This window comes from Colwellia sp. 75C3 (genome assembly GCF_002836255.1).
Taxonomy (GTDB): Bacteria; Pseudomonadota; Gammaproteobacteria; order Enterobacterales; family Alteromonadaceae; genus Colwellia.
The window spans coordinates 1-13,882 of record NZ_PJAU01000038.1 but is presented as its reverse complement, the minus strand read 5'-3'; the positions used below and the strand labels follow the sequence as shown (position 1 = coordinate 13,882).

21 protein-coding genes are annotated in these 13,882 nt (G+C 35.6%); 1 reads left to right on the top strand and 20 read right to left on the bottom strand.

Features of this window, described 5'->3' with window-relative positions:
* Positions 1 to 20: 20 nt before the first annotated feature.
* The 4 genes from CXF85_RS08820 to CXF85_RS08805 form a co-directional block, all read right to left on the bottom strand.
* Positions 21 to 380, bottom strand: a complete 360-nt coding sequence (locus CXF85_RS08820; RefSeq protein ID WP_101228166.1) for a hypothetical protein — start codon at positions 378 to 380, stop codon at positions 21 to 23.
* Positions 381 to 445: 65 nt separating this feature from the next.
* Positions 446 to 904 (bottom strand): GNAT family N-acetyltransferase, encoded by a 459-nt coding sequence (locus CXF85_RS08815; RefSeq protein ID WP_101228165.1) that lies wholly within the window; start codon positions 902 to 904, stop codon positions 446 to 448.
* 60 nt (positions 905 to 964) lie between these two features.
* Positions 965 to 1,591 carry a LysE family translocator gene (locus tag CXF85_RS08810; protein ID WP_101228164.1) on the bottom strand — a complete coding sequence of 209 codons (627 nt, stop codon included), beginning with the start codon at positions 1,589 to 1,591 and terminating at the stop codon, positions 965 to 967.
* A 100-nt stretch (positions 1,592 to 1,691) separates the two neighbouring features.
* Positions 1,692 to 2,879, bottom strand: coding sequence for an esterase (locus CXF85_RS08805; RefSeq protein ID WP_232771136.1), 1,188 nt, complete (start codon positions 2,877 to 2,879; stop codon positions 1,692 to 1,694).
* A gap of 336 nt (positions 2,880 to 3,215) precedes the next feature.
* On the opposite strand from CXF85_RS08805, the gene CXF85_RS08800 reads away from it, so the two are divergent.
* Complete coding sequence (locus tag CXF85_RS08800; RefSeq protein WP_101228163.1) at positions 3,216 to 4,475, top strand: adenylate/guanylate cyclase domain-containing protein; 1,260 nt, start codon at positions 3,216 to 3,218, stop codon at positions 4,473 to 4,475.
* 47 nt (positions 4,476 to 4,522) lie between these two features.
* On the opposite strand, the gene CXF85_RS08795 is transcribed toward CXF85_RS08800, so the two are convergent.
* The 16 genes from CXF85_RS08795 to CXF85_RS08720 all read right to left on the bottom strand — a co-directional run bounded on the left by CXF85_RS08795 (position 4,523) and on the right by CXF85_RS08720 (position 13,276).
* Positions 4,523 to 4,846: a YceK/YidQ family lipoprotein gene (locus tag CXF85_RS08795; RefSeq protein ID WP_101228162.1), complete on the bottom strand. Its 324-nt coding sequence runs from the start codon at positions 4,844 to 4,846 to the stop codon at positions 4,523 to 4,525.
* 64 nt (positions 4,847 to 4,910) lie between these two features.
* Positions 4,911 to 5,270 carry a VOC family protein gene (locus tag CXF85_RS08790; RefSeq protein ID WP_101228161.1) on the bottom strand — a complete coding sequence of 120 codons (360 nt, stop codon included), beginning with the start codon at positions 5,268 to 5,270 and terminating at the stop codon, positions 4,911 to 4,913.
* Between the two features lie 130 nt (positions 5,271 to 5,400).
* Positions 5,401 to 5,673 (bottom strand): hypothetical protein, encoded by a 273-nt coding sequence (locus CXF85_RS08785; protein ID WP_101228160.1) that lies wholly within the window; start codon positions 5,671 to 5,673, stop codon positions 5,401 to 5,403.
* A gap of 272 nt (positions 5,674 to 5,945) precedes the next feature.
* Positions 5,946 to 6,389, bottom strand: a complete 444-nt coding sequence (locus tag CXF85_RS08780; protein ID WP_101228159.1) for a hypothetical protein — start codon at positions 6,387 to 6,389, stop codon at positions 5,946 to 5,948.
* A gap of 210 nt (positions 6,390 to 6,599) precedes the next feature.
* Positions 6,600 to 7,073, bottom strand: coding sequence for a GNAT family N-acetyltransferase (locus tag CXF85_RS08775; protein WP_101228158.1), 474 nt, complete (start codon positions 7,071 to 7,073; stop codon positions 6,600 to 6,602).
* 113 nt (positions 7,074 to 7,186) lie between these two features.
* Positions 7,187 to 7,426 carry a DUF2798 domain-containing protein gene (locus CXF85_RS08770; protein WP_101228157.1) on the bottom strand — a complete coding sequence of 80 codons (240 nt, stop codon included), beginning with the start codon at positions 7,424 to 7,426 and terminating at the stop codon, positions 7,187 to 7,189.
* A 102-nt stretch (positions 7,427 to 7,528) separates the two neighbouring features.
* Positions 7,529 to 7,930, bottom strand: a complete 402-nt coding sequence (locus CXF85_RS08765; protein ID WP_232771135.1) for a DUF4267 domain-containing protein — start codon at positions 7,928 to 7,930, stop codon at positions 7,529 to 7,531.
* Between the two features lie 153 nt (positions 7,931 to 8,083).
* Positions 8,084 to 8,743 carry a hypothetical protein gene (locus CXF85_RS08760; RefSeq protein WP_101228156.1) on the bottom strand — a complete coding sequence of 220 codons (660 nt, stop codon included), beginning with the start codon at positions 8,741 to 8,743 and terminating at the stop codon, positions 8,084 to 8,086.
* Between the two features lie 75 nt (positions 8,744 to 8,818).
* Entirely contained in the window at positions 8,819 to 9,148 is a 330-nt protein-coding gene (locus CXF85_RS08755; RefSeq protein WP_101228155.1) for a hypothetical protein, read from the bottom strand.
* 64 nt (positions 9,149 to 9,212) lie between these two features.
* Positions 9,213 to 10,178 carry an alpha/beta fold hydrolase gene (locus CXF85_RS08750; protein ID WP_101228154.1) on the bottom strand — a complete coding sequence of 322 codons (966 nt, stop codon included), beginning with the start codon at positions 10,176 to 10,178 and terminating at the stop codon, positions 9,213 to 9,215.
* Positions 10,179 to 10,352: 174 nt separating this feature from the next.
* Positions 10,353 to 10,829 carry an energy transducer TonB gene (locus CXF85_RS08745; RefSeq protein ID WP_101228153.1) on the bottom strand — a complete coding sequence of 159 codons (477 nt, stop codon included), beginning with the start codon at positions 10,827 to 10,829 and terminating at the stop codon, positions 10,353 to 10,355.
* Positions 10,830 to 10,951: 122 nt separating this feature from the next.
* A complete protein-coding gene (locus tag CXF85_RS08740; protein ID WP_101228152.1) occupies positions 10,952 to 11,239 on the bottom strand; it encodes a hypothetical protein in 288 nt (95 codons plus the stop codon).
* A gap of 110 nt (positions 11,240 to 11,349) precedes the next feature.
* Positions 11,350 to 11,964 carry an RDD family protein gene (locus CXF85_RS08735; RefSeq protein ID WP_101228151.1) on the bottom strand — a complete coding sequence of 205 codons (615 nt, stop codon included), beginning with the start codon at positions 11,962 to 11,964 and terminating at the stop codon, positions 11,350 to 11,352.
* A gap of 113 nt (positions 11,965 to 12,077) precedes the next feature.
* A complete protein-coding gene (locus CXF85_RS08730) occupies positions 12,078 to 12,485 on the bottom strand; it encodes a hypothetical protein (RefSeq protein WP_101228150.1) in 408 nt (135 codons plus the stop codon).
* A gap of 108 nt (positions 12,486 to 12,593) precedes the next feature.
* A complete protein-coding gene (locus CXF85_RS08725; RefSeq protein WP_101228149.1) occupies positions 12,594 to 12,920 on the bottom strand; it encodes a hypothetical protein in 327 nt (108 codons plus the stop codon).
* A gap of 125 nt (positions 12,921 to 13,045) precedes the next feature.
* Positions 13,046 to 13,276, bottom strand: coding sequence for a hypothetical protein (locus CXF85_RS08720; protein ID WP_101228148.1), 231 nt, complete (start codon positions 13,274 to 13,276; stop codon positions 13,046 to 13,048).
* Positions 13,277 to 13,882: the final 606 nt, after the last annotated feature.

Sequence of the window (13,882 nt, the reverse complement as noted above, 5' to 3'; positions counted from 1 at the left end):
TTTGTAAAGCAAATGAAAAATCATTCAAAAAACACCCAAATTCTTTTACTAGAATTTGAGTAAGAATACTTTAGTTCCAATAAATGGTTGGCTAAGTCTATTTCATTGACGTTTGTGCTTTCCCATGAACTTTCTTCAGACCAATGTTCTGCTATTTTCTTCAGTTTTTCATCATCGATTATTGATAAGGTCTCAGAAAAACTAACCGACAACAACCACAGGTTATCAGTTTGAGCAGAGCTGCTACTTTTGAAACAACCAAGTAACTCACTGATGTTATCTTTAGTAAAACGACCACCACCGAGAATAGAATCATCAGGAATGTCATCAGAACTTTTGAAAGCGTTATCATCTACTTCGGTGAAGAAGGTTACATCCATAATATGTCCTCTAAATGCTTATAATGCCTCACTAAGAGGCTGAAATGGGTTGTTAATTGCTGTACTTATGGCGTGAGTACCATTAAGTAATAAACAATACCGTCTTGATTTTTTTGATCACCTTCTAAACAGAAGCCGAAACTCTCATAGACTGGAACTGCCATCGTCGAAGATTTTACCCAATAGCTACCATTGCCTCCTTGCGCGGTACAGATTTCATGGGCCGCTGACCATAATTGTTTAGCGATGTTTAATTTTCTAGCGTTAGGGTCTACAAAAAGCTGGCTTAACTTTTCTCTTCTATACATGGCAATTATTCCAACCACGGTCTCATCTTTAATAAAACATAACATCAAGTATTCAGCATTGAGAATGCGATCTTCTATCGCGTTCAATTTGAGTGTTTCTCTAAAATTGTTAGCCCCTTCACTATTAAAATCTGCGTTACTTTCTGGCTCAACAGCGCGTAAAATTAGTGACCTAATTTCTTCTACATCATTGATTGTGGCTTTACGTATACTCATAAAAATCCTAGCAAGTTAACGCCACCTTAAGTGGCTAAGTCTACTTAGCAAGCTAATATACTAACGCTGTTTTAATGCAGCAACAGCTAAACCTGAGGTAATAAAGGTTAAGCCTGCTCCAATATTTAATCCGTTAATAACGTGAGGTTTATTCTGAAGCCAACCGGTAAGTTTTGATGCGAAAACGCCCATTAACGCAAAGCCTACAGCCGTTAATAATGCAAACCACACACCGTAAACTATCATTTGCATAGTGACTGAACCGAGCTCAGGGTTAACAAATTGCGGAATAAAGGCAAGTACGAACATGCCAGGTTTCGGGTTAAGTGCAGCGGATAAAAATCCAGTTGTGAAGATGTTAGTAAACGGTTTTTTCTCAGTTGGTGTTAAGTTTATAAGACTTCGTGACCTTAAGACTTTGATACCTAACCAAATAAGGTAGCCGGCACCTATAAATTTTACAACGATAAAGGCTATCTCTGATGTTTGTATTAATAATGTCAGTCCAAAGGTAGCGGTTAGTATATGAAATAAAATACCAACACCAGAGGCGGCTCCTGAGATACATGCTGCAATTTTTCCTTGGCTAAGACCGCGACCAATAGCCAAAATGTTATCAGGTCCAGGTGATATAACTAAAAGCAAACACGCCAAGGTGTAAGTGATCCAAACTTCTATTGGAAACATAGGTCTTCCTAAGTAGGCAAACGCCCTCGTAGTGAGGAAATCGCTAGGTAAAATGTTAATGAACGAAAACAGTTAATTGTTTTCGTTCATCTTAAGCCACTTATTTATTGCTGATTGCTAATTTCGCTCTGTATTCGTCTAAGTATTTTTGATGTTTATTTTGATGCCAAACAATCATAGATTTAGATTTTTCAACCGCTTTAAGCTGATAATCAACTGCTTTTTGTAAATTTCCAAGCTCAGCATACATTTTTGCTAGAGCCGAAATGGCATAAGCTGATTCAGGATATAGCTCAACAATTTGATGAAATATAGCCAATGATTTTTTAGGCTCTTTTGTCATTATAGATTTTGCTAATGCTTTTAAAGAGCCTTCTGCTGAAATATTAAAACCATACTTTTTGGTGGAAAGCATTGAGTAATATTCAATAATTGAATCAGCACCTTTTTTAGATATATCTGAATCAACTTTTAAATCGGTAAACATATCAGCAAAAAGTGATTCTATACCATTAATAACGGAGACAATGGGCCCAGACATGTAATTATTGTCATTATTATGATGTACTTGCCAATCAAGGTTTTTTGGAGCCGATGTTTTTAATATTTTAGCAAACCTATCAAAAGAATCTAAATTACCTCGTTCGTATTGATGATCGCCTATCGAAAGATATAAAAATCTCAACTTATCATCTAGTTGAGCTATTTTTTCTTCCGCTTCGGAAGTGATTGCACCAAAATCATTGGCTAAAGAGGGACTAGAAATAATATACGCATTAAAAAGTTGAGGCCGATTAAGTAACATATATAAACCAAAGGCACCGTTACTGACAAAACCACTATAAATTTTGAAGCCATTAGTACGATACTTTGCATCAATAGTGCTTAATAAGTCAGATTCGAAATAGTCTAAGATAGATTTGTTTTTTGGATTATCAACGAGCTGCTCAAACAAACTAGCAAACTCAGCGTTATACTTAGCCGGTGTAATCACGATAGTTTTGGGCCATGGCCAACCACCATTATGGCTTAACCAATCTTGCAGGCCACTAAGAAAGGGTTGGCTGCGAGGATGTAAATCAAAAATAACAAAATATTTTTTATCTTTGTTAATTTCCTCGTTATACCCCTCTGGTAACGTAATATTATATTCAATCGCTTCTTTGAATAACTGAGACTTTACCTTTAACGTTTCGACAGGATTAAGTGTAGTAATATCAATTGCGTTGGCAAAAGCCGAACACAAAGCTAGAACGAAAAAACAACCATTTAAACATTTTTTGAACATTATTAAATCCCTTTTAATACACTGAAACGTTGATTCACTTTTGAAGCCGCGCTAAACGGCTGAGTAATAGTTGTCCAAAGTCTGCAAGGAATGAGCAATAGGCAACTATTTTGTCAATTTAGAAATACATATTAGGTCTTAATAGCCTACGGCACTAAGTTGGATACCATCCACTGATACCAATATTTTCAAGACAGACAATTTAAGTGATAAATAAAAATTTGTCATTAACATTCTCAGATATTACATTGGATAAGGCAATAGCCAACGGGATAACTACGGTTCGTTTGATAAATACTGCTATAGTTTGTTTAAGCTGTTTTTCAGGAGCTAAAGATTATTAAAATCCATACTGAAAACCTCACCATTCTATTCGTTGACATTGCCGGATTTACCGTCACTACAAGCCGACTATCACGTCAAGAAAATGCGGACCTTATTCAAACATTTGGTCGAGTATTGTTACCTTTAATAAAGGGGTATAAAGGAAAGTTAATTAAAAGTATTGGTGATGCTTATCTAATTACATTTCTCTCTCCTACGGATGCCATGCTTTGTTCTATGGCGCTTCAAGATGCTATGCACGGTAATAATCTTAATGTTATTGAAGAAGAAAAAATTCATATCCGTGTTGCCGCAAATTTAGGGGAGGTCCGCGTAGCAAAAAACGATATTTTTGGTGAGCCTGTAAATGTAGCGTCAAGAATAGAAGGGGTTACGCCTGCTGATGCTATTTATTTAAGTGAAGCTGTTTATATGGCTATGAATAAAGCTGAAGTTCCGGTTGAGGAGGTCGGTTTTCAACAGTTGGCAGGCGTTTCACAATCGGTTCGTTTGTATTGTATTCCACGGTTTTCGGTTAATCGATTAGTGCCTGAAAAAAATGGTGATGTGGAAGTCGGTAATGAGCTGGTTTATCCTTATGGTGGTATGCATTGCCATGCTAATAATGATAACGGATTTACGCTTGATTTTGCACAGCGTTATAAGAAAACAAGATTATCATTGAGTGTATTGCTGATAGTCATTTCAGTGTTTTTTTTATCCTGGTATTTTAATTTGATTCGTTTTAATACGTTGAATAGTGGAAATGTCATCCCTGTTGTTACTCCTGCTGTTATCCCAAGTAATAACGTTTCAACTAAAAATACAGTTCAAGAAAGTCATGTTAATAATAACGCTATCCGTTTAAATATTAAGGATGAGTCATTAGTAAAACAAACCGAATCAGTAATGGATGAAAAAAATAAAAAAGCGCTAAGTTTAACCGTTCAAGAAAATGCAGTAGTCGCGGCGGCCACTAAAAGAATCGAAAAGCCTAAACCCACCGAGATAAAAAAAATAATAAAGTCCACGCCAATAGCAATAGAAGTTGAGACGCCAGCTTCGATTGTTTGGAATGTAAGAAATGCCAAACTAGCTTATCGTAACAAGACCCTCAACAAAACTGAATATCAGCAAGTGATCAGAGACTTAAAGTTAACTTACAAAAAAAATATTACTAAAATAAAAGAAGATTACAATAGTAATAAAATAACAAAAAACGAATATAAAATAGCGGTAACAAAAGCTAAAAATGAATATAAAGGTAACTGAGATAATGATTGAACTCGTTGTCCATCTCAGGTGTGTTGTTAAGTGAATTAGTTAACCTTGATATCGCCTTTATTTACTTGGGTGGTTATTGTGTATGGGAGAACGATTGTATCTGTTATTACAGAAAAGGCTGAGTCAATAAAGATAAAGGGAACCCCGTTGAATGAATCAATATTTGTTACGTTACTTGGCTCTCCATAAAGGAGGCAGGCATTATAAGAAATTCCGCTATATATTCTAGGTATTTTCTTACAATAGCTTTTTTTACCTTTATAAGAAATATTTACGTGGTCTTGTGGCGGGTTAATTGTTTTGATCGTTGAACACGAAAAGCAAAATAAAGTTAGTAAACAACATATAACTCTTTTCATACTATAAACTCCTTAAATTATTATTCACATAACGCGAAACGTAGCCAACGGTAACGTGTCTTTGTTAGGTACAGAACTCCATTAGCTCATGAGTAATACCTGATGGATCTTTAAAGGCAGCATAACGTCCCCATCTATTTTCATTTGGAGATTCATGGATAAAAGCAACACCTTTTGATTTTAACTCTTTTATTTTGCCGTCCAAATCACTAACAGTAATAACCAACGCTGAATTAGCATTAAAACCGTGATCATAGCTTATGGCTTCCATCGTTCCTTGAAACATGAATACGTTATGTGAACCAATTTGTAACTTTAAACTGTCTTCGTATTCTTCAAGTATAATGAGGCCAAGTATGTTGACGTAAAACTCTCTTGAAATAGAAAGATTACTAACGACCAATAAAGTAGATGGACTATCCATAGCTGATTAAATTTCCTTGCACTTAACGCCACGTGAGCGATTAAAATTTGAAGCCGAACCTAGCCAACTATTCTAAGTCCGTTCTTTAACACTTCGTTATGTTGTTCTTCCTCCGATAAAACGGACATATTTATTTATGATTTGCGTCTTTAATGTGCTTCTTAACAGTCTCAACTTGTGAATTACACAGTCTTTTATTGTCACCTGACATATCAGAACACTTTTGAGAAGAACTGCCGCTATTAGTAGAGGCATCTATCGCTGTCACTCCTGCAGTGTCAAAGTCTCGAGATGTCTCTTGTGCATTATATAAGGCACCAAGATACCAACTATCTTCCGCATACACGGAAGATACATAAGCTGATATTAGAATTGTGAAAGCTAAGGATAAGATTTTTGTCATTTTAAGTCCTTTAAAATTGTTATCTCATTGTTATATCTTTGATTGTAGCGATGACTGATACTTTAAAATGTCTAAATTATGTCTGTTATATGTAAGCAAGTGTAAGGAATATACATCATGAGTTGATACTTACAGAATTGAATACTGTAGCGTTGAGGCAATCATAAAATATAACGGCTACTTAAGCGGAAAATATAGTTGGCTAAAAGTGTGTAGTGAAGCGAAACGTAGCCAACTGTTAGCCGTCCTGCATAATTTTCTTATAGATATACTTAACTCAATACTGTTATTTGGTTTAGTGATTTAACGCTTATATGTGTTTGGAAATAATATTTTTCAGTTCTTTTACCATTAGAGAAAAACCAAATTTTTATTTGTTTGGCTTTACCAGTAACTTCTATATTTTTATTAAGAAAGTAAACTTTAGGGGAAGTACCGTATTTTTTAGTAAACGCTGCAATTGTTTTAGGGTGAAGTGCAATCGTAATACTTCTTCTATCCCTATAATCTAATTCAGTGTTTAAATATACTGCGCTCTGCAACAGAGCTGAGGCTTTTATTGAAAATTGAAAAGTACCTCTAACAGCTTCAGGGGCATTTTCGGCTGTTTGTTCAATTAATCGCATAACGTCAGTTGATGCTGGGTTTAGAGTTAAATCGGGATTTGCAGTACATGCAGATAAAACTACAATTGCTAATAATAAAAAATACTTCATTGAAATGACATCCTTGTTTGTATACCTAACGCTACGTTAAGCGGTAAAAAAATAGCAAAACTCATATGTTTTTTAACAATACTCTTTATTTCATTATCCGGTATTAAACTCACAGATTACGTCCTTTTCAAAAATGATTAGAGGACTTATATGCCCAAGGTGAAAACAGCCAGCTGTATTTTTTCGTTTGAAGTTCTTGTTAGTAATAACTTACGCCAATGCCTGCCTCATTTTGCGACCACCGACAGGAATGAGGCCATTTTTTTGATAAAAATTTAATGTACGTTCAAATTCCGGTAAAGGCGGAGTGCATAATTCAATGCATGACCAATTATGATTTTTACCATAATCTTGAACTTGTTCAATCAACATTGAACCTACACCGGAAGCTCTAAATTCAGGAGAAACATAAAATTCTTGGATTATACCTATTTTACCACCAGCATATAATACGTATGTTTCTGTCATGGTAACGACAGCAATTGTCTTATTCTCATACGTTCCGATAATTGCGGAATAGTATCCATCCCTAATTAGTTCGTGACAGCGTTGAATTGTACCATTGAGATCAATATCAAAATGCTGCGCTTTTGTTAGCGCACAAATTTCAGCTGTAAGTTCTACAACCAAGGAACCTATTAGTTCAGAATCTTTAAGTGTGGCTTCTCTAAAGTTGATATTCATACATACTCTTGATTATTGCTAACGCCCAAATAATAGGCTAAGTAATGATTTTCTAAAATTTTGTAGCGAAGCGAAACGTAGCCAACTGTTATTTATCCTGATTGAATGTCTGATTAGGTGTTACTTTTATCCTCATGTAATACAAGGCTCACCAGTTTATGAACAATAGGTGATACGATAATTATCGCTGGAAATGCAACGATAAAAGCAAAGCTCCAAGCTTTTAACCAAATAGCAACGATATTTGTAACCATACCTACGTTAAAAATACTTATGACAAAAGACATAATGCATGACATAAGTAACGCCATAAAAAAAGAAAATACCACTTTGTGATGTTTACGTGAAATCATTCAAAATACTCAGAAATTGGTGTAACACCTAACGCCCAAATAATGGGCTAAAATGGAGCGAAGCGAACAGCCCACTGTTTTTTGTTCTGCTTTACTGCTTTGTTAGGTTTTTTGGGCAATAACCTTTTTTAATACAAAGAATATAATTAATAAGTACACAATAGTCGCAACATGCTTAGCAACAACCTTAAATGGTGCTTGAGCTTCATATGCAAGTAACCCATCGGTAATTGGCATAACAACTGCAAATAATGCACCCCACATTAAAACAATATAATTTCGAGTATATAAAAGATAGCCAAAAATTAAGGTAATGAAGATTGTACGCGAACCATATATTTTCACCCAATCAGCGTCCATATCCGAAAAAAGTTCAGTGCCTCTGACGGCAGAAAATATGGCTGGGTCAATGAAAGCAAAAGTACCATAGAAACCCTGTAATAAAACGATGAGTGCTACTAATACAAACCCTACTTTTTCCAATTTAGTACTTTTATTCGTCATAATATGCATATTCACCTGAATTATAGAAAAGCCTAATGCCGCAATAAGCGGCAAATTATAGTTGGCTAAAATGTGTAGCGGAGCGAAACCTAGCCAACTGTTAGTAGTCCAGCTTAATTTTTTTATTAGGCTGTAACTTACAAATACACAACATCATTTACTTCCAAGCGGTAGGTAAATCTTAAATATATTATAATCAACCCACTGCTTTTCACATTGCTTACTTGGTGCGCTTCCACTTGACATACCAAGCATTTTTGCCCACGTATTACCATACGGATAATATCTATAATTTTTAGAGTTCCCCATGACTCCTAATTCAGGATCTACAACTGCATAAATATCAACCCACAATGAATTTGGAACTAACCATCCGCTTTTTGTAGTGATTGAATAATCATTTTTAAAATTTTTTATTGCTACTTTCGGCATTAATGCTCCATTAGAAATATTCATTCTCCAATAGTCACTTTTTCTTCCATATCCCTCATACTCGACAGCTTGGTACAAAGATTTTTTAACTATCGGTTCAGTTTTTTCTTTTCGAATATAATCATTGGTAATATCATCTCGAGGAACTTTAATTATATGTACTTGTTTTGTTTGGAATATATTATTCCTGTCATGCTCACATAATTTAGTAAACTCTTTGTAGCTAGGATAAAGTGGATACCAATTTAAATATCCTATAGGTAAAGCAAAAACGAAACAAAGAAATAGCCATTGTTGATATTTTTTAGGGAATATTTTTGAAGTTTTACGCATTATAAGGAAATAAATCCAAATAAATACTAAATAGATTAGCGCAATCATAATATCATCCTTGTTCAGCCTAACGCCCAAATATCAGTTGGTTAAAATAAGGGACGCAGGAGTAAAAACCAACTGTTATTTGTCCTGATTGATTTGCTTGTTATGAAGCTTTGTATCAAAGAACTTATATAAATTGGAAATCATAGCGACACAACTACTAACGACTACGAACTGGCCCAACAACAGCATTAATAACTTTGGCCAAAAGTTTACTTCCTCAGTAAATATTGGATGCCAAAAGTAAATAAGAGTTAAGTTACCAGGAAATAAAAAAATATTATAACCAGGTAGTAGCCCTTCAAAGAATTCCCATAAATTCCAGTTTAGAGTAAATGTAATTAACCCTATAACCACGGAAACCAAGCCCGAATAAATAGAAACTTTGACAGATTTAGTGATATTCATGATCTTCCCCCGATAAAACGGACACATTTTTTTTTACGCTTCAATACCCAAGAGCTAAGAATTATTAGCTATGCTTTCTGAAAAACTCAATAACAGCCCGATTAAATAATTCAGGTTGTTCCCACTGCACAGCATGTCCTGCTTCCGAAACAACAAGGGTCTGGCTGCGAGGAATTTCTCGGGCAGCAGCCCTCATCATTGAGGGTGGTTGATATAAATCGGCTCCACCTGCGATAAAGAAAGTAGGGATATTACTCTCTCGAATTTTCTCCCAAGTAATATTACTTTTGGCTTTTTGGCCATGCCTATGGCCATCTCCTCTAGATTTTTCTTCCATTTTAATCCATTCGCGAACACCTTCAGGGTGTGCCCAACGATATGAAGGACCAAGCTCTTTAAACTCAGGTGGTAAGTCACCAAAACTTTTAGGGAGAATAAAGTCTAGTCGCTCATCGATATTTTTATCCCATAAGCCAAAGAGACTACAGGCGATCGTCATACTAAGTAGTTTTTCGGGATAAGAAACGACATAATCTGAAACGGCAAAACCTCCCGCTGCCAGACCTAAAATGTGGAACTTGTCTACATTTAAGTGCTCAACTAAAGCATTAAGGTCATCAGCGTAATTTCCGGTATCACTTTTTGACCCCGCTGGAGAACCAAAATATCCGCGTCTCGAATAGGCAATTGTTCTAAATCCCGCTTTTTCAAAAACAGGTTGTTGATAAGGCCAAGTTAGTGCACTACCTCTACCAGGGTGAGAAAGCACAACGGTAGGACCCTCTCCGCCAGTGTCCCAGTAGTAAAGTCCTGCACCACCAGATAACGGCAATACTCCCTCGGTAGCTCGGGCTTGTTTAGGGGGCGGTGAATAACTCAATTCTTTTGTATCGGATATATCGCTAATGTCTTTTGTTCTTGCTTGAACATTACTGGCTATGCCACAAGATACCGCTAAAGTAGCCACCACTGTTGCTTTTTTTAGAATATTTCTTCGACTATCATTAATTTTTTCTTCCGACATTTTCATTTACCTTCCTTGTACAAAAGAGATATGTGCTTTATTAGTTATTTTTGATATGCACATAGTTGATTAAATACCTAACGCCTCATTCAGAGGCGATAAAATAGTTGGTTAAAATAAGCGAGGCACGAGCAAAAACCTACTGTTTTTTGTCCTGCTGAAATGACTTGTTAGGAATACTTAGCCACGACGTTTAATTCGTTGACCTATGGAATAAATGGAATCTTCTCCACTACACTGGCTATTTTCATAAGAACTATTTTCCAAACAGTGCCCATCTCCTGTCTCTAAGCAAAACTGAAACTGAGTATTGGTCTTAATAGACTCTTTTAATATACCTTTAGGTAATTCAGACCATTTCCACTTTTTGATATTAAGTTTTGCCTGTTTAGCAAAATATTTACTCGTTGAAGAAACAACTTTAATATCTTTAATTTCGTAATCAGGTGTAATCACGTATTCAACAGAAGCGCAGCCTTCTTTACCTGCTCTGGCATCTTCAATTGGGTATAAGGGAGGAAAGCGTTCTAATTTTCTCCATTTTTCCGAGAGTAACTCTGCTTCGGTTAACTGTAAATTTAGATATTGTTCGGTCGGTGTAGTTTTACAACCAACTAAAACAAGTGTCCCTACGATTCCTAAAATATATCGATTCATGCCAAACTCCTTTTGTATTCCTAACGCCTAAATAACAGGCTAAGTAATGGTTGGCTAAAATTGTGTAGCGAAGCGAAACGTAGCCAACTGTTACGTGTCCTTGTTTGTTTTCTTGTTATATTTCAGTTGCTTCTTTGGTCTGCTAGAAATGCTGCATATTCAGATCTAGCTTTGCTATCAGGTTTTATATCTTTAGATTTACACCAAACTAGCAATTTACTAATTTTAATCGATATTTTTTGCACTTGCTCGCCATTAGCTCTGAGTTCTCCAATGGCATTATCAGCATTGTGTCGCCACTCTTGGTAAGTGTCATCAAGTGTAGATGGATCTTCTACTGTTTCTTTTAAACACTGCCACTCTTCAGGCTGAAACCATGCGAAAGAATAAACTATTTGTTGTTCACCCATGCTGAAACCTCCGTGAAATATAACGCCCGCTTAAGCGGAAAAATATAGCTGGCTAAAATGTTGAACGGAGTGAAAACAGCCTGCTGTATTTTTTCCGTTTGAAGCGCTTGTTAAGTGCTGATATAACACACTTTTGTTTTAGCTATGTAATCATGTAAACACCTACGTTCTTTACCAAAAATAAATATTGGATTGATAAAGCCGGTAATAAATTGACCTACAACAGGTATTACTGAACATACACTCATTGGTAACAATCTTAGTAAGAATATTTTCTTTATGTCTGCTTTAGTACCATCAAGGTTTTCAATTCTAATTCCTATAATATGCTTACCAATTGTTTGCCCATAATTATGCAGCAGATAACCTTGTAGAATTAAAGTCATGGATAGGCCGTAAACCAAAGCCACCATTATTAGAGAGAAACTTGGATCTTTAAATGCTTCCATTCCAAAATATAGGAACAAAGGAATTGTAGCTGTCATATGAATCACAGCATCTATTAACCCTGCCCAAAGCCTATCCCATCTAGTTGATTTTTCGCCTGGTATATTTTTTATACTGACTTCTTGTTTAGTACATTCTTGCGCCTGTTCTTTTTCTCGTAGAATTATAAGATCATCAATTATCTTAGCTCTTTCTGGATATACGTCACGATCAATTGATTGTGATGAATCATATAGTTCATCCAAAGAATAGTTATTGAAATTTATATTCGAATCCATTTGCAAAATACTCCTAAGCACTTAACGCCCAAATAACAGCCTAAGTAATGGTTGGCTAAAATTGTGTAGCGAAGCGAAACGTAGCCAACTGTTACGTGTCCTTGTTGATTTTCTTATAGTTCGACCAAGCCACCTAATTTACTAAAGTAACTTACTATTAGATTAGGTGGAACATGCTTATTACATTTTGCACGTACTATTACCTTAGTCATTTCTGCTGGTATTTTGATTTTACATCGACTGCGTGTAAATGGCTGTTCATTAACGTGAGGGTGACCAAGTGAACGGTATCCGAGTTGATTCCCCTCTAAATCTAAAACCTCCCATTTATCTGCGTAATGATCCCAGCCTTCGTCATTGTGTCGAACTGAAGTATCAAAACACCAACTACCGCTAGATCTTTGAGTTGCTTCAACATACGTAACCTGAGCAAACTCTAAAGAGGTAGAATAAGTATCTATGTCAAATTTTGATGCCAATGCGGATGATGCAAACATCGATAATATCAGTAACAGTCTCATGTAAACTCCATTTCACCTAACGCCCAAATAATGGGCTAAAAATTGTTGGCTAAAATAAGCGACGCAGGAGAAAAAGCCAACTGTTTTTAGTCCTGATTTATTTGCTTGTTATGTGTTTTTACTCTGATCTTGTTTAATAATTTTAAGTAGTAAATCAATTCTGCGATTTGTCTTTTTTCTTTCAGCAGTCACTATGCTCTGTACAAAAGACGAAGCAATGAAAATAACGGACATTATTTGGAATAACTCAGGCTCAATTGTAAATAAGCTATTTGCAATTAGAAGCAAGCCAAGTGGCGCGATAATAGAAAGAAAGTCTTTAATTCCCCAATCATTTGAACCAAGTTTATCAAATTCTTCTTTATACTTTTGAAGCTCAGAAATACGTTCTAACTCTATCTTAGCCTCTACCATTTTAACGTCATCATTATCCATTGAAATTCACCATACTGCTGAAACACATAACGCCCTATTAATGGGCAAATAATTGTTGGTTAAAATAAGCGACGCAGGAGAAAAAACCAACTGTTATTTGTCCCTGTTTAATGGCTTATGTGTAATTAGTTGCTATTAGTTTTGTCTGGATAGCCAAAAAATTGCGAGCCTGACGCATTGGTTTCTTTGCGCAAATATAGAAGACGAATATACAAGATAAATAAAACGAAGGGACCAGCAATTAGCCCAGCAAAGAAAATTATAATTTGAGTAAATTGAGAATAGCCTAGTTCCATAGCCCATTTAGCACTCAAAATAGCAAATAAGAAAGCGACTGCGCCTGTTGTAATATCCATTTAACACTCCGTAGTTTGATTAATCCAATTTACACATAACGCCGCTATAAGCGGCTAAGTACAATTTGCTAAACTGCGCGGAGCGCGAGCAAACTGTACGTGTCCGTTTGATGGCCTTGTTAGATGCAGCGCAGGTAAAACCAAACGATACAATAACTTAAGGCTACCGTAATAAAACAACCCAACCGTGAACTTTTACGCTACACGATAAAGGTTGAACAAAATTAATAGCGTTGCCACCTTTGAAAAAGGTAAAAGAGGCAATGCTTATTAATGCTGAGGCTAACTAGTTTTAGCGAAAAACTACGCACTAGAAAGCACTTTATTTAAAGCTTATTTTTAATAGCATATAACAGTTTAATATGAGGAGTAAGTCCTTCTTTCTACAAGATGAAATTAATCGCCCAACATTTTATAATATCAAGAGGTTACTTTAATCTTCATTTATAATCAATAAGTTAAAAATAAAGACTAAAGTGGTCGATGTGTAAAAGAGGGTAATTTGCACGCTTTCTTGTAGAAAGAAGGATTTACGCTAAACTGTATGTATATAAGGGGTATCCCTCTAGCTCCACAAGGCGTAAAGTGTTCTTATGGAGCTAATCA